Origin of the sequence: Bacillus sp. Au-Bac7, assembly GCF_021341655.1 — a bacterium.
Lineage (GTDB): Bacteria > Bacillota > Bacilli > Bacillales > Cytobacillaceae > Niallia.
Genome location: NZ_JAJTTG010000002.1, coordinates 346135 through 363031, shown reverse-complemented (window position 1 = coordinate 363031; position 16897 = coordinate 346135). Strand labels below are relative to the sequence as shown.

The window sequence follows — 16897 nt, the reverse complement described above, 5'->3', positions numbered from 1 at the left end:
CTCCTTTATTGTTTATTTTTGCTTTCCTTATGTACATATTAATAAACTCTATTTACAATGTCATTATAGGATATTGCTAAATAATGTAATATTCTTGCTGTCTTTATAATGCGTGTAAAAGATATGTAGGAGGAAGTTTTATATGGTGGAAAAAGGAGTCTTATCACAATCAAAAATGTATTTTCATACACCTAGTGATTTCGCGAAAGATGCACTTTTCTATTTATCTTACTCTGGTACGTTCTGCTGCAGTAACGAATATATCGTAGAGCGGAACAATTGGAACAGCTATCTATTTATGATTGTAAAGAAGGGAAAAATGAGAATCTTTTATGAGGGAAAGGAATATACCGCCTCAGAAAACTCGTTTGTGTTTCTGAATTGCTATAAACCACATAAATATCAGGCCGAAGAGGAAACTGTATTTGATTGGATTCATTTCTCTGGTAATGCGAGTGAAGATTATTATAATCTCCTATATGAAGCAGGAGGATGTGTTTTTTCGATTGCAAACAATTATGTAATTCAAGACTATATGACTAGTATTCTCCATGCAGCCAAAGAAAATCATGTAGAAGAGGATGCTGTATCTATTTATATACATAAGATATTGTATGAATTAAAAAAGAAATCGAGTGAAGTGGATTCCTTGCAGTTCAAATCTATCTTAGAGGCGATTAATTACATAGAAAGCTCCTTTCCTAACCAAATTAAGCTTCAGGACATTGCCGATTGTGCAGGATTAAGTCCATATCATTTTTCACGAGTATTTAAAAAACATTTGAACTGTTCTCCCTATCAATATTTAATTAACTTCCGCATTAATCATGCCAAAGAGCTCTTGCACAACACAGACTTATCTATTCAGGAAATCACATTTGAATGTGGATTTAACAGTGTGCCTCATTTCATAAAAATTTTTAAAGAGCATACAGAATTAACACCAAAGAAGTTTAGAAATCTGCCGTTTTAAAGAAAGAAGGAACAAGTGGTATACACTTGTTCCTTCTATTATTATTCCCATATATCTTTCAATTCCCAATAAGTAAAATCGATTACTTCAGCTGCTCCATTTTCTGCAAAAAGTTCAAACCCTAGTTTTGCTTCGTTAGGATATATACGGCTTGTCATTGTCACTTGTCCATCATTTGCGAATACTTCGATAGAGGATCTGTCGATAAACACCCTTAGTGAAAGTTGTGTGTCAGCTTTAAGTGTAGTGCCTCTTACTCCATCTTCGCTTTTTCCAGCTTTAGACACATCTAACACTAGCTTCTGTTCTTTCGTTTCATATTTTATCAAGGTTTCCTCTTGATTGATGCCGCGGATTTTCACGCCCACTGTTTGTGCTGCTGTTTTTGTTAAATCAATATCAAGCTTTAATTCCATAAGATCATTATTTGCTTCAACGAGATAGCTTTCAGCTAGATGTTTGTTTGTGCACACCTTTTGCTCTGTTGTTCGCAGCAATGACAATTCCTCTACTGGTTTCATGAGGATTTTGTTATTTTGATCAAGTGTTAACTCGCGGGGAAGTGTTAAGGCGCCGCACCAGCCGTCTTCCTTTGTCGGCATAATCGATTCCCACATATCCATCCAGCCAATCGCAATGCGGCGGCCTTTGTCATCTAAAAATGTTTGCACTGCATAAAAGTCATGGCCATTATCCAGTTCTGTGAAATCATCTGCTTCAAAGCTATTTGTTTCATAACTGTAATCTCCAACTATATAGCCTGTTTGGAAGATATTATTATATAATTCACCTTGTGCCTCCATGCCTTGCGGAGAGAATAATAGTACATGCTTTCCTCCAAGCTCAAAGAAGTCTGGACATTCCCACATATAACCTAGTGATCCATCACTCTCTGCTAATACGCCAATATATTGCCACTCTCGTAGATCACTTGATTTATATAAAACAACTTTGCCGGTATCTTCCTTTCTTGTGCCTAATATCATATACCAGAAGTCCTCATACTTCCATACTTTAGGGTCACGGAAATGACCAGATCCTTCTTCAGGATGCTTGGATATTACCGGATTTGCGGTGTCTTTTGTAAAGTGAATGCCATCTGTGCTAGTAGCAATACATTGGGACTGATCGAGAATATCTTTCTCTTTGTCTATAAATATATTGCCTGTGTAAATCAAGGTAAGAATGCCATTATCATCAACAGCACTTCCAGAAAAACAACCATCTTTTTCGTATGCTTCTGTTGGTGCAAGGGCAATTGGCAAGTGCTCCCAATGAACTAAATCCTTGCTTTTCACATGGCCCCAATGCATCGGACCCCAGTTTTCATCAAATGGATGATGCTGATAAAACACATGATATTCCCCTTTATATTGGACTAAACCATTCGGATCATTTATCCAATTTGCAGGCGCCATAATATGATAGCCTAATCTGTAGCGGGAATTCATTTGCTGCTTTGCCTTTTCGATGGCTTCTTGCGCTAGTTGAAGCTTATTAGTTGTTAACATGTACAATTCCTCCTAATTAACTATTTGCAGTTTTTTCTTATTATTTATCGTTTTATTCGAATTGAGTAATGTGAAGATCGAAATAATCGAAAATACGAGCACCAATAATCCCATTAATAAATAGGACTGTCTAAATCCAATACTGTCATATAATCTGCCGGCCAAAGGAGATAGAATCGATGCACCGACTTGAGATGCAAATTGAAAGCCGACTAAATATAAGACTGATGACAATCTAGTGTCAAAATTCGCAGCTAAATATTTAAAGATAGCAATTAACATGATTGGCAGCTCCACTGCATGAATTAACTTCATCGAAGAAATTCCAATTGGACCTATTACAATACCGGAGCCAATGATGCGGAAAGCCATCAAAAAACCTGCCAGCAATAAACTTCGTTTCGCTCCAAGCTTATTCACAAGAAATGGAGCTAAGAACATCATTCCTGCTTCCAAAAACACTTGGAATGAATTTAAATAGCCAAACACTTGATTACCAAGGGCTTCAGATGCAAACAAAGAAGAATAATAGATTGGAAATTGTTGATCATATACACTGTAAACGCAAGTGACACCAACAACATACATCATTAAAAACCAGAAATCTTTTAAGAGAAACAGCTGTCCTACATCTTTCAAGGTAACAGAGTCGGCTCTTTCCATTTCATGATGAGTCATCTCTACTCTTACAGATAAAATGATTGCAACGAGGATGACCGCAGACACAGAGGCAATCCAAAAGTTGATGTTCGGGTTAACATTAAACAGCTGCCCGGCAAAGAAAGTAGCTGCGGCCCACCCCAGCGAGCCCCACATTCTCGATTTGCCATACTCAAACTGATATTTCCGGCCAATCTTTTCAATATAAGACTCAATTGCACCGATGCCGGCTAAAAAGGCTGTTCCAAGATAAAGGCCCCCAACCGCTGCCCCTAATAGCACATTAAATTGTAATAATGGTCCGTAAACATAAATATAAAACGGACCAACAAAAACAAGCAGCAAGCTAATGAAAAACAGAATATTTTTCTTCAGACCAATTTTATCTGAAATATATCCGTATATGGGCTGCATACATAAAGCGAAGATAGCGTTTACAGAAAAGATAATGCCAGTTTCTGCTCCGTTTAAGTTTATTTCTTGACCTAACCAAATGGAAAATAAGGAATAACTAGAAGACCAAGTGAAAAAGAAAAAGAAAAAATAAGCACTTAATTGCCAATACAATCGTTTTGAACCATTCATTTCAATTTCCCCTTTTTGATGTAATGGAGTACAAATCTAAATTGAAAGCACTTTCAACATCATTTTATGTCAACCGGTTTCATATGTCAACGGGTTGACATAGATTTTTCTTAAATTAGTTTTAGGTCTACTAATATCGAAACATCTAAAGTTATGGTAAATGTTCAACTTACTTCCCTACTTGAGAAAAAGTTTTAATTTTTATTTGGTTCCATTATTAACTTCAAAATGGCTAAACCACAGTATTTTAAGTCCTATATTATAAAGAATCTTATTTCCTAAAAAGTCTTTGTAATATTCCATTATGTTTAAAGTAAAATCTGTTCGGGTATTTAGTATGAGACAAAAAATATAGGTTATATAAGCAGATTTATTGTAGTGAATGATAGCAAGGTTTAGAAATCGTTAGGATTATAAAAAAATGAAAGGAGGGAAACAACTAATCACTTGAGATCAGTGTTAGTTTGACCTGACGAATTTGGCACTATATTAATTATTTGTGCTTTCAGTTTACCTCAAATGCTTTTCCCCACAATATGATACATGAGTAACACTAGATTGAACTAATCTGTTATTTTTGTATAACCGCACATCACGGAGTTGAAAAAATGAAATTTAACAAGAAGAAGATTAACATTGTAGATATTCAAACAGCGAAGAAAAGTGTGTTTGCTACAGGAGTAGGAAATGCAATGGAATGGTTTGATTTTGGTTTATATTCCTACTTAGCTGTTATTATTAGTCAGAACTTTTTTAGTGCAGTACAAAATGACGAGTTAAAATTAGTATTTACTTTTGCCACATTTGCAATTGCCTTCTTAATGCGACCTTTAGGCGGTATTATCTTTGGTAAAATTGGTGATAAAGCCGGAAGAAAAGTCGTCTTAACTACAACCATTATTTTAATGGCCTTTTCGACCTTATTGATTGGTTTATTACCTACTTATGATCAAATTGGAATATGGGCTCCTATCCTGTTATTAGTCGCAAGAATTATTCAAGGCTTTTCAACTGGAGGCGAATATGCCGGTGCAATGGTCTATATTGCTGAATCATCTCCTGACAATAAGCGCAGCATCCTCGGAAGCGGATTAGAAATTGGTACCCTTGCAGGATATATATTAGCTTCACTCGTAGCAAGCATACTCTTTATCACCTTATCAGATGAACAAATGGCCTCATGGGGTTGGAGAATTCCATTCTTGCTTGGTTTACCACTAGGATTTGTTGGATTGTATTTGAGAAAGAACCTAGAGGAATCACCTATTTTTGAAAATGAAATTTCTACTACGGATGCTCAAGAACAAACAGAAGAAAGCTTCTTCTCTATACTAAAAAATCATAAAAAAGATATTATTGTCTGTTTCGTATCTGTAGCCTTCTTTAATGTTACCAATTATATGTTATTATCCTATATGCCTTCCTATTTAAACGAAATTATTGGTTTATCAAGCACTACCGGTACTATATTAATTACACTTGTGATGGTCATCATGGTGCCACTCACATTACTATTCGGTAAGCTAAGTGATAATATTGGTAATAAAAAAGTCTTCTTAATCGGTTTAGGCGGTTTGACCCTTTTATCGGCGCTAGCTTTTTATTTCGTAAACATGAGTGGCCTAATATTTATTTCATTAGGTATTCTAATTCTGGGTGTACTGCTTGCAACCTATGAAGGCTCCATGCCTGGTTCGCTACCAGCAATGTTCCATACCGATATACGCTACCGAACACTATCTGTAACATTTAATGTCTCAGTTTCTATATTTGGTGGTACTACACCATTAGTTTCCACCTGGCTCGTTCACCAAACAGGCAATAACTTAGCACCTGCCTGGTACTTAACAATCATAAGCCTTATCGGATTCTTTGTAATTCTATTCTTATTTAAGAGTACAACAGGAAAATCCTTAAAAGGATCTTACCCAACAGTTGCTACAAAGTCTGATTATAAAGAAGTTATTGAGAATCCAGCAGATGCCCTATGGTGGAAGGCTGAACAAGAAGAAAACAAACTTTATTAACAATCTATTGGTTCCATTTATCAACTGGATAGAACTCTCAACAGAATTAAAGCATCAGCATTTTGCTGGTGCTTTTTTGAGTTGAATTCCTGTAAGAGCATATTTATTGGACTGTTTAAATAGTAATGCAAGGCAACTATTTAAACAGTTTACCCTCTTTTAGGGAATGAAGAAAAGCTGCCCATAACGGACAGCTTTTCTTCATTTTCTCGTTAACTATACCTCTTAAGAATATTTTTATATACTCTAGCAACATCAAAAATTAATGGGACAGCACAGATTACAGATATAAATAATCCAAAATAACGAAATACTTCTTCATTATCATCCATCCAATATAATACATGAGGTACGGGAGTAATTAATAAAACTACACCAATATAAATCCATAAAAAAGGGCTCGTTGTCTATCCACTTATCCAAAATCCTCTATTCCTTAGTTATTCTAACCATATGTATTCTATCTTACTCTGACAATTCCTTCTATCACTAACTGTTGAAAAACAACTATTAAATCCTTCTTTTTTCTGTCTAAAAGGAAATCCCGCTTTTTAGCTTTTATCCATTCAAGATAACAAGGAAGAACCCTTCTTAATTCATGGATCCCTTCTTTAAATTTCACAAGATTTACATGATTAGTTTTTCTGAACTGTTCTGTTACTCAATTTCCTCATAAAATGTAATTCTATTTGAAAAAGGGTCAATAACTGTTAATTCGATAGTGTTCCAAGGCATTTTTCAATAGCTGAATTAGATTATGGATATTCTTTTCTTGATAGTAAGGAATGAAAATTTTTTAAATCATTAATTTTAATTCTAATTGAACTCCCTGGAGAAGAGTCTCCATTATGTTCAGATAGATGTATAACTATATCATTTAAAGAAATTTGGAGATATACTGGCATATTTTCCGAATATTTATGTTCCCAATCTATTCTAAATCCTAAATAATTTATATAAAACGAATAAACTTTTTCAATATCAAAACACGAAAGATAGGTATAATCATATATTATTCCTTTTGTGCACACTAGATAAAGACCCAAACTTACATACATATTGATAAGAATTAATCGAGTTTTGCATTCGTCAACTCCTTAATGCTCCTCGTTGACAGACACTATAAGGGGAATTTCTATCAATGTCCAATATTATTGTTATCACTACTAATTGGTTCAATTAAATTCCCATTTTTATCTGTTATGACACTTTCTGTTTTATCATTGGATTCTTTCGAAAATGAATAATATGAAATAGACACAACTATAATAGCTATCAACACAATAGAAATAATTTTCTTCATAGGAACTCCTTTCAAACGCTTTTTATCTTTTATTTTAACTTCCTTTTTAATTTATAAAAATAGGGCTTCCTCGTCAACCTAATCAAAAAATCCCAACAGCATGAGAAAATTATTTGCTTCACATGTTAAAAAGAAAAGCTTTTTGTTTTTAAAAATCCATTATATTGCTGAATTAAGCGGAATTACATCAACTAAATGGAAGTTTACATTTGTAAATTCAGAACAAAGTGAAAGACAACACTGAAAGTTAAACAAATATTCCTTCTTCAACAAACTTACCCTTTCATAGTAAAATAAGAACCAGCCGCCTATTATAGCAGCTGGTTCTTATTTTCGCTTGTGTTTTTCATTAATTATTTTTTTGTTGAGTATCCTGACTTTTCCAACCATTAGCAACCTCATATCCTCTACGATATATTTCGCTAACTCATCATCAGAAATGTCATCTCCATGGATATCGAGACGAAAATCCTGTCCTTGTAAACCACCGCCATTAGTAAAATCGATTTCAAAGTCGAATTGGACTCTTTTATCCATTTTTATATCCACCTCTAGTTAGTTTTGTGTCGATATTATATATATTCTTATAAAGTAAAACAATGACTTTTTACAGCTATCCTAACTCAATTAAGGCATAATATTTCATAACCCACGATAAATGGCGATCCTCATCTATAAGAATCGCCATTTTCTAATTAATATTTTTACAAATGTAGCCTACATTATTTATGACAGTTTTTTAGCTGGTTTAGAAATATAACCTCTCAGTAAAATAGTCACCAAACTTAACACTAAGAACAATATTCCTCCCCAAACAATATATTCTATCCCAATGCCTGTAATGAATAAGCCTCCTACAGCAGTTCCAATACTTATTCCCCAGTTAGAGCCCGAGACGAATAATCCATTAGCAAACTCTGGTGCTTCTGGTGCAGCAGAAGTTATCCAATATTGGTTCAAATTATTTTGAATGGAGAACAAAATGCCGAATATAATCATAATTATTGCCATCGGAACTAGAAGCTCTCCTACAAAAAACCATACGATGAAAATTAATGCCATTACTATCGGAAAAATAATGGCTGTTTTGATTGCACTTTTAGTAAGAAAATTCCCAGCCAGAAGATTTCCAACGATACTTGCTGCACCGAATAAAAAGAGTACTAGGCTTAAAGTTTTCCCAGATACTTGTGTAACACTAGTCAAGTATTCAGAGGTAAAACTATTCGTTCCAGCAACTGCGGCGGTTAGAAAAATAATCGTAAAAATGCTTAACCATGTAACTGGTCTTTTCAATACGCTTAACTGCTTTCCGTAAGATGTTTTCCCTGCAACTGGCATAGAAGGTACTAAGAACAAAGTTAATAAAAATGCTACTGCATTTAAAGCAGCAGGAAACAGTAACGCCATTTCAATTGAAGCCATACTTGCAATAAATGTAGTGATAGGTACACCAAGCACCATACCTGCAGAAACTCCCATAACAATAATGGTTATTGCTTTCCGAGCTTCCTTTTCATCCCCTGCCGTAGCTGCAATTGTTAATGCCAATGAACAATAGATTGGATGAAAAAATGCAGGAATTATACGAGCGACTAATGCAATGTTAAAATTAGTTGCAAAAATAGAAAAAACAGTGCCGACTACAAATACTCCTAAAGAAATAAGCATTACCTTTTTACGATTAATACCTGAAAATAAAACTGGTAATACTGGACCTGTAATAGCAACAACAAGTGCAAACAGACTAACCAACAATCCGGCTCTTGTGACAGAAATTCCGTAATGCTCTGCCAGTAAAGGTAAAATACCGATTACACCCATCTCCGTGTTCAATACCCCAAATACTCCAAATGCTAAAATAAAAATAAGTAGTTTAGTATGTTTCTCCAAAATAGTACTCCCTTTTTAACAAAAAATTTCATTTGATATTTTTATAAATAAATTTTCGCTAACTAATATTAGCGGACCGGAAATGATTCCAGCTTATGGTTTAAAGCATATTTCATGTGAGCCTTCTATTTATACTTAGTTATAAATCATTTATATACTGGATATTTTTTTAATCTTGTGGAATAGTTAAAACGATTTTCCCAAAGTTTTCTCCCTGTTCCATTTTGAATAATCCCTCTGGTAGCTGTTCCAACGAAAGAGTTTCGTCCAAAATAGGATGAATTTGGTGTTCTTCAACAAATTTAAGCATCTCAGCAAAGTCTTGGGGACTTCCCATTGTAGAACCTATCAGGGACATCTCCTTTACAGTCATACTTGGAAGGAATAAATTCGGTACTGCACCTCTCGTTGCTCCAAAACTGACAATTCTACTACCAATTTTCCCAAGTGACACTAAGGTTGAAAACGAATCTCCACCAATACTGTCAATAGATAGGTCAATACCACCAGTTAATTTCTCTAATTTCTCCGACCAATCATCTGCTGTGTAGTTGACACCTCCCACCGCACCAAATTCTTTAGCCTTTTCTATCTTTTCTTCTTTGCTTGATGTTACGTAAACTTTTGCTCCTAATGCAGCTGCAAACTGAACAAGAAAAGTAGCTACGCCTCCGCCAACACCTGGAATAAGTACGGTTTCCCCCTTCTTCACTTTACCTTTCGTGATTAGAGCACGGTAGGCAGTTAAGCCAGCGAGTGGTAGTGCTGCTGCCTCTTCCCAAGATAAATGAGTAGGTTTTGCGTAAACATTTTCCACTGATATCTTTACATATTGAGCGAATGTTCCGTCAGTTGGATTACCAAGAACTTGGAAGTCGGTACTTTTTTTATCTTTATCATTTCCCCAGTTTATTCCAGGGTTTATAATGACTTCGTCACCAATAAAGACATTTTGAACTTCGCCTCCAACCTCGACGACCTTTCCTGCACCGTCGGAACCAAGAATAGCTGGCAGTTTCATCCCTGGGTATTGCCCTTTTACAACCATAAGATCTCTTCGGTTAAGAGATGCCGCTTGTAATCGAACGATGACATCATTCGGACCCGGTTTTGGCTTTTCTATATCTTGTAACTTTAATTGACTTGGTTCCCCTGTTTCTCTTAACATTATTGCTTTCATATAAATCTATCCTTTCATGGCTAAGTCTTTCTCTATTTCAGAGAAAATTAAATTAAATATCAAATTTCCAATTGGCAAATTGCTTCACAATATTTGGATTGTTTTTGGAAGGAAATAGACTCGTATTTGTATCTAAAGTTGAAATTGCGTCCATATCGTCTTGGCTTAATTCAAAGTCAAAAATACGAAAGTTTTCGATAATTCGTTCCTTGTGAACAGACTTTGGAATCACAACAATTCCCCTTTGTGTTAACCACCTTAAAATTACTTGAGCAACAGACTTTTTATGCTTATTAGCTAATGTAACTAAAATTTCATTTTGAAAAATGTTATTTTTACCTTGAGCAAGCGGACCCCAAGACTCCATCTGGATATTGTATTCTTTCATAATTTTTTCACTTTCCAATTGGTGGTAAAATGGATGGGTTTCAATTTGGTTTAGAACTGGAACAATATCGTTATGACAAATCAAATCTACTAAACGATCCATCTGGAAATTACTTACGCCTATTGCTTTAACTTTTCCTTGTGCATACAATTCCTCCATCGCACGCCAAGATCCGTATATATCCCCAAATGGCTGGTGAATCAAATATAAATCTATATAGTCCAATTGCAGCCTATCCAATGATTTTTCAAAAGCTATTTTTGCACGCTCAAAACCAGCATCCTGAACCCACAGTTTTGTTGTAACAAATATTTCCTCTCTAGGCACTCCACTGCGTATGATAGCTCTCCCGACCGCTTCTTCATTTTCATAAGCAGCTGCAGTATCAATTAGACGATAACCAGCAATAAGTGCATCGTAAACTGCCTGTTCACATTCTTCAGCATCTGGGATCTGCCAAACTCCAAATCCGAGTAAAGGCATTTCAACACCATTATTTAAAGTCACTTTTTGCATACTAAAACCTCCAAAAATAGTCTCTGATTTATTCAAAGTAAATCCTTTACTCTTGCATGTTTTATTGCGAAATTTTACTATCAGATTCTTTGAACAGCTTTAAATATAATTCCTTCGTGTAACACGAAGTCAAGAAAGAGATAGCATTTTTTAAATCGATTTAGGTATTTACAAGATTGGAAATCCTGAGTATCATTACCTTACCAGCTTCGTGTTACTCGAAGTCAAGAAAAGATAGTATTTTTTATATTTATATAGGTATTACAAGATTGAAATTCTGAGTATCGTTACAATATCACCTTCGTGTTACACGAAGTCAATAATATAAATTAACCTAAATTTAAAGAAAAGGAGTTTTTTAATATATGTATACGGTAAAAGAAGTTGCTAAATTACTTGATATAACCTCCCACACTGTACGTTACTATACAGATAAGGGGTTAGTTCCTAATCTACAGCGAGATAAAAATAATAATCGCATCTTTAAGGATGATTCTATAAATTGGCTTAGAGGGGCAAAAAACTTAAAAAAGAGTGGAATGTCAGTTGATGATATAAAGAAATATGTTGAGCTCTGTTTGGAAGGTGATTCTACTATTCCGGAACGTTTTGAAATAATATTGAAGCAAAAAGAACTGGTCCTGAAGCAATTAGAAGAAGCAAAATTAATGGCCGAATATATTCTAAATAAAGAAAAGCACTACCGTAATATTATGAATCAGGTTATTCCAGATGATACGAACCCTGCCCTTTGGCATAATGGTAGATTGCCAAAGAGTGACAGCCAATCTTGTCAACCCGTTAATGAGGCTAAGATTGCTGATTAGAAAGAATTATTTATAATATAAATTATCCATTAATAGTTAAAAGTCGATGTTCCTATGGAATATCGACTTTTTCTTTATGATGCCCATACACTATAAATCTCTCAATAAACAAACACTTATTCTTAAATTTAACATTTTATAAAGCTAAAGCAGCAGAAAAGAATAAATAAAGTGCCAACTAATTAGTGCAGGCTTGATGAATATATCAGATACAGGAATGTTTTTATCCTACATTTTTGTATTACAGGAATTCTGCTCTAATTGTACTAGAAAAGACGCTCCCTTTTATGAAAAGAATGCATTTTTTAGTACATATGCCTAGAAAAGAACTCGTTTATCAATTTATCTGTTGTAAGTATTGTGGCAAATTCTTCGTGCAATGTAGCTAGAGATATATTATGAATAGCTTCTGCATCATAATATATCTCATTTTGGTCCTTTAAACCAAAGGCAGCTGTTGCATCTGAAATCAGGTATGTATCGAAACCTAAGTTACCACTCATTCTTGTAGTTGTAGATACACAATGAGGTGTAGTTAAACCAGTAATTACAACTGTTTTTATTTCATTTTCTATTAAAATCTCTTCTAAATTTGTACCAATAAAGCTACTGTTTACTTTCTTATTTATTATTACTTCTTTATCAATAGGTTTAACGATTTCTTTAATAGCAAACCCCTCATTTTTATGATGAAATACTGAATTAGGATTATCAGATGTATGTTGTATATGTATTACTAACCATTCTTGTTCTCTCCATAATTTTAGTATCTTACTAATGTTTTCTTCTGCATTAAGGTTGTTACGTTCTCCCCACTTTTTATTATCGAAAGCTTTTTGCACATCGACTATAATTAAAGCTTTTTTCTTTTCCTCCATAAGATATCCTCCTATCATTAATTTTCACTACATTTTAAATCACTTTTGTTCATTTAACCTACCATCTTATGTAATAAGAAAAATATCATTGCTGCCTTTAGCACTTATTTCTGTTAGGTGATTTTCTTTAAAACTATTTAAATGAAAATTCCTTTTCAGATAGTCCCAAAATATCTGTATTATTAGGTAAATAACCGAGTAACCGCAGCATTGCTACAATTTGCCCCTTATGATGAAATTCATGTGTAATAGAATGGCATAGTAATTGGTGTGGCGATTTTCTTATAACCCCACTGCCTACTTTCCAAGAAGGCTCTTTAACGATCAGTTCATTATTTCTATCAGCGAATTGATCGAAAACATTATCTACATATATATTTGCCTGCTGAAAATAATGTTGGATATTTTCCATTTTCATTTCCTTGATTGCTTCCTTTGATAATAATGGTGCATCCGTTTTGGCAAGCACAAAAGAACCTAACCAAGCATGATAACAACCCGCGACATGAACTAAGGAATCTTTTATATTTTGAAATCCAAATCCAAACTCTTTTGTAAAATCAGCTTCATTCAATTCTTTACACTGGTCTAGTAAAATCTGCCTTGTTTGTTTTACCCACTCATATTCCTGTTTGTCCATCTCACTATCCCCCACTTATAAAGATAATAACTGAATATTCTTCTTATTATACATAAATGAAGCTTTTCACTAAACACTAATTTTCCATTTCGTACCGACATAATGTGGAGTCTTTTACTACCGTAAATATCCTCCATTATTAATATCAAACGTTGCTCCTGTGTAATGCTTTGCTTTATCTGATAATAAAAAAACAACCGTTTCCGCCACATCTTCAGGTAGGACAGGGGTATTAATGAGTTGGTGACTTAAATATTCTTCTTTTCTCCAATCAGGTATTATCCCCATCATCGTTGTATTTACCATCGTAGGCGCAACAGCATTAACTCGAATATATGGTGAAAAATTCATGGCGCAGCTTTTAGTTAAACCAAGTATAGCTGCTTTCGAAAGTCCGTAAATCGCATCTGAACTGCCTTCCATCCCTGAAACTGAAGACATATTAATGATGACTCCCTTCCGTTTCTCTTCCAATAATTTTTTGCCAAACATTTGTGAAAAATAAATAAATCCCTTTACATTTATGTCTAAAACTTTATCCATTTCATCTGCTTGATAATCCAAAATATTTTTTGCTAAATAAATTCCAGCATTGTTAACTAAACAATCTACGTCAGAATGTTCTGCTTCGATGTAATCAAAAAATTTAGTAACAGCTTCATATTTACTGACATCTAATTGGTATGTATATAAAACATTACGATCATCCATTGCCAGTGATAAATTATTTAAAGAGTTGCCATTAATATCGCAAGCAATTACCGATGCACCCTCATTTAAACATCCTTTGACAATCTCCTTTCCAATTCCAGAGCCTGCACCTGTTACTATAACTTTTCTTTTTTTGAGCATTTTTTATAACTCCTCTCTATATTGATTTTTTTGAAAATTTTATCTTCTTTAAATTATAAATGAAACAAATGGAAAAAGTGGAGGAATTACTTTGTAACAATATTCGTAACATAACAAAGAACCCAGCATTATTCAGCTGGGTTCTTTAAATAACATTTCTTATTCTTTCTGTTTTCTCTACTCAAGCGTAGTGAGTGAAGCTATGGTCATAATGATTAGTACTAAGGAAATTGTAAACCATACGGTATTATTAGCTGTATTTTCTTCATACTTTATCTTCTTTAACAATGACACAAGATTTAAACAAAAAACAATACAATAAATGGGTAATAAGTAAAAGCTAAAAATAGCAAAAACTTCAATCAAAATAGTCACCTTTTTTCTTTCCTAAGTCAAAATAAAAGCGAATTAAACCAGCATCCCTACCACCATATAATAAAGCAATATTTAAGCTGTAGTTCCTTTTAATAATCGAACAGGCAGCCTTGTTTCTAAATGAATGTCTGTGAATTCTCCCTCTATTTCTTTCAATAAAATATCGATAGCTGTTTTCGCTATTAGATCGACTGGCTGCCTAATGGTTGTAAGTTCTGGTAATAATGTTTGAACTGTTTCTGTCCCATCATAGCCGACTACCTTAATGTTTTTTCCTCGTTTTTTTGCTTCATTCCAAAATGCTGCCGCAAATAAATCATTAGTGGCAAATACACCATCTACTTCTGGATGGTCGTTAAAAATTTCATTTATTATATGTATATAACTATTTTGAGCAAAAACCTCTGATATTTCATAAATAATTGGCGTCCTGCCCTGTTGCTCCATAAGATCTATATATGCTTTTCTTCTTAATCTGGCCGGCGTTTCCAGTTCTCCAATTCCATCCATTAGCACAATACAATTACAGTCATTTTCAATTAACAATTCTGTTGCGATTTTCCCACCTTCGTAATTATCAGAGCCGACAACTGGGGTGGTTTCAGACAGATACCTATCTATAGCAACAACAGCTAAACCTTGCTTATGATAATCAAAAATACCGCGATTATGTGTGCCGACAATAATTCCATCCACCTGATTTCGTAATAACATTTCCAAGTATTTTTCTTCTTTATCAATCTGATTTAAACTATTGCAAAGCAACACCTTATACCCTAACGTTGCACAAATGTTTTCTAAGTGAAAAGTCAGTTCTCCAAAGAAAGGGTTTGCCGTTGTCGGCAATATCAAGCCAATTAAGTTAGACCGCTTGTTAAATAAAGACCGAGCAACATCATTTGGAAAATAATTAAGCTCATTCATCGCTTCTTGGACTTTTTCCCTAGTTTTATCACTTATGTACCCGCGGTTATTCAAAACACGCGAAACAGTAGTTGGCGAAACACCAGCCTTTTTCGCCACATCTTCAATTTTAGGCTTCATTTCTGTTCCTCCTAAAAAACCAATTAAGTATATTATAGTACAAAAGATTATCCGCTGTTTTACAAGATGAAAGATTTATAACATTTTAGGAAGAAAAAGTGCTCATCACGTTATTAACATTAGCCGTCACTTCCATTTTTAAGCTCTACTCTGAATTTTCTTGTTTGTATGTTTAATCAGCAAATCTTGGGTTAACAGACATGAAGATTACTTTTGTTTTAAAGTCAGAATTCAGTTATTTTCATTTTGTCTTTATTCTATAGATAAACGATGTAAAAAAACCGCAAACATTGTCATATCATGCGATTTCTCAGGAAATACAACATAAAATACGGAAAATATTTCTCAGCTTGTCGCTCCTTCATGATATGCCCCGAAATAGTGCATAATAAAAGCCCGAATCCGCATAAGAATTCGGGCTTTTCATTATTTTATTCTTCTGTAGCTAATTCCTCTTCTGCTTCTTCTAAATCATCAGGATAAACTGTCGTATCAAATACTTCTCCTGTTGCTTCGTCTTTAACATCGATATTTACCTTCATTTTATCCATGTCTTCTCCGTTAAAGAGGTTATACATCATACCCGTAATACCAATACCGATAATGGACCATGAATCCATGCTGTTCTCATAGGCTGCTTTATCTACCGTTAAAGTGAACTTAGAGAACGAGTTATTGTAAGTAATATCTTTCACAGATGGGAAAGTGCCGTCTGTTTTTATTTCATCTAATGATTTTTCGGCATTTGTTTTAATGTCTTTCATCATTTTTTTATGCTCTGATTTAGACATTTTATACGTTAAAGAACCATCCTCGTTTTTTGTTACCTCAATACCTTCTGCTTCCGCTTCTTTAATGGTATTATCAATGTCCTCGCCTTCAACAAAAGATGCTGGCATTGTAATTTCCACATTTAGCAGACCTTTGTCTACAGCAAAATCCTCTGTTTCTTCTGATTCCTTCTTGTCACTTGAAGTCTTGCTTGCTTCTTTGTCAGCTCCACAAGCAGCAAGTGCAAGCACCGTAATGGCTAAAAATAACAAAAACCCAAATTTTTTCATGTAAGAATCCCCCTACTGTACTATATATTGTATTTACGTACCTTAGTACAATACCATATAATAGGAGGTCATTTCTAGCAATCTCTAATAATCGAATTATTCTAAACTCTATTCCTTACCGACATATATGTAATTATCAAAGGATAATAATGACATTTCAGCCCCATTCTTTTCGTTAATTGTC

General features: G+C 34.2%; 15 protein-coding genes and 1 pseudogene. 3 read left to right on the top strand and 13 right to left on the bottom strand.

The features are described from left to right. The first annotated feature begins 142 nt into the window (after nt 1-142). A complete protein-coding gene (locus LXM54_RS10445; protein WP_233315125.1) occupies nt 143-973 on the top strand; it encodes a helix-turn-helix domain-containing protein in 831 nt (276 codons plus the stop codon). Between the two features lie 41 nt (nt 974-1014). Here LXM54_RS10445 and LXM54_RS10440 read toward each other — a convergent pair whose 3' ends face one another. Continuing rightward, nucleotides 1015-2484, bottom strand: coding sequence for a glycoside hydrolase family 32 protein (locus tag LXM54_RS10440; protein WP_233315124.1), 1470 nt, complete (start codon nt 2482-2484; stop codon nt 1015-1017). A 12-nt stretch (nt 2485-2496) separates the two neighbouring features. Next, nucleotides 2497-3729, bottom strand: a complete 1233-nt coding sequence (locus LXM54_RS10435) for an MFS transporter (protein WP_233315123.1) — start codon at nt 3727-3729, stop codon at nt 2497-2499. A 608-nt stretch (nt 3730-4337) separates the two neighbouring features. On the opposite strand from LXM54_RS10435, the gene LXM54_RS10430 reads away from it, so the two are divergent. Beyond that, nucleotides 4338-5756: an MFS transporter gene (locus LXM54_RS10430; RefSeq protein ID WP_233315122.1), complete on the top strand. Its 1419-nt coding sequence runs from the start codon at nt 4338-4340 to the stop codon at nt 5754-5756. A gap of 657 nt (nt 5757-6413) precedes the next feature. Here LXM54_RS10430 and LXM54_RS10425 read toward each other — a convergent pair. From LXM54_RS10425 to LXM54_RS10400, 6 genes and pseudogenes are all read right to left on the bottom strand, one after another. Further along, a pseudogene (locus LXM54_RS10425) lies at nt 6414-6765 on the bottom strand (glyoxalase superfamily protein). 129 nt (nt 6766-6894) lie between these two features. Beyond that, nucleotides 6895-7059: a hypothetical protein gene (locus LXM54_RS10420; RefSeq protein ID WP_233315121.1), complete on the bottom strand. Its 165-nt coding sequence runs from the start codon at nt 7057-7059 to the stop codon at nt 6895-6897. Between the two features lie 327 nt (nt 7060-7386). Then, entirely contained in the window at nt 7387-7596 is a 210-nt protein-coding gene (locus LXM54_RS10415) for a cyclase (protein WP_233315120.1), read from the bottom strand. A 189-nt stretch (nt 7597-7785) separates the two neighbouring features. Then, nucleotides 7786-8952 (bottom strand): MFS transporter, encoded by a 1167-nt coding sequence (locus tag LXM54_RS10410; RefSeq protein ID WP_233315119.1) that lies wholly within the window; start codon nt 8950-8952, stop codon nt 7786-7788. A 169-nt stretch (nt 8953-9121) separates the two neighbouring features. Continuing rightward, complete coding sequence (locus LXM54_RS10405) at nt 9122-10132, bottom strand: quinone oxidoreductase family protein (RefSeq protein WP_233315118.1); 1011 nt, start codon at nt 10130-10132, stop codon at nt 9122-9124. 52 nt (nt 10133-10184) lie between these two features. Next, on the bottom strand, nt 10185-11036 hold the full coding sequence (locus LXM54_RS10400; RefSeq protein ID WP_233315117.1) for an aldo/keto reductase: 852 nt from the start codon (nt 11034-11036) through the stop codon (nt 10185-10187). A 365-nt stretch (nt 11037-11401) separates the two neighbouring features. Here LXM54_RS10400 and LXM54_RS10395 point away from each other — a divergent pair, with 365 nt between their 5' ends. Then, complete coding sequence (locus LXM54_RS10395; protein WP_233315116.1) at nt 11402-11863, top strand: MerR family transcriptional regulator; 462 nt, start codon at nt 11402-11404, stop codon at nt 11861-11863. Between the two features lie 305 nt (nt 11864-12168). Here LXM54_RS10395 and LXM54_RS10390 read toward each other — a convergent pair whose 3' ends face one another. The 5 genes from LXM54_RS10390 to LXM54_RS10370 form a co-directional block, all read right to left on the bottom strand. Next, complete coding sequence (locus LXM54_RS10390; protein ID WP_233315115.1) at nt 12169-12741, bottom strand: cysteine hydrolase family protein; 573 nt, start codon at nt 12739-12741, stop codon at nt 12169-12171. 133 nt (nt 12742-12874) lie between these two features. Next, on the bottom strand, nt 12875-13381 hold the full coding sequence (locus LXM54_RS10385) for a DinB family protein (RefSeq protein WP_233315114.1): 507 nt from the start codon (nt 13379-13381) through the stop codon (nt 12875-12877). Between the two features lie 117 nt (nt 13382-13498). Then, the gene (locus tag LXM54_RS10380) at nt 13499-14233 is read right to left on the bottom strand and encodes an SDR family NAD(P)-dependent oxidoreductase (RefSeq protein ID WP_233315113.1); all 735 of its coding nucleotides are present in this window, start codon (nt 14231-14233) and stop codon (nt 13499-13501) included. Nucleotides 14234-14680: 447 nt separating this feature from the next. Beyond that, a complete protein-coding gene (locus LXM54_RS10375) occupies nt 14681-15652 on the bottom strand; it encodes a LacI family DNA-binding transcriptional regulator (RefSeq protein ID WP_233315112.1) in 972 nt (323 codons plus the stop codon). Nucleotides 15653-16083: 431 nt separating this feature from the next. Beyond that, entirely contained in the window at nt 16084-16713 is a 630-nt protein-coding gene (locus LXM54_RS10370) for a hypothetical protein (RefSeq protein ID WP_233315111.1), read from the bottom strand. Between the last annotated feature and the right edge of the window lie 184 nt (nt 16714-16897).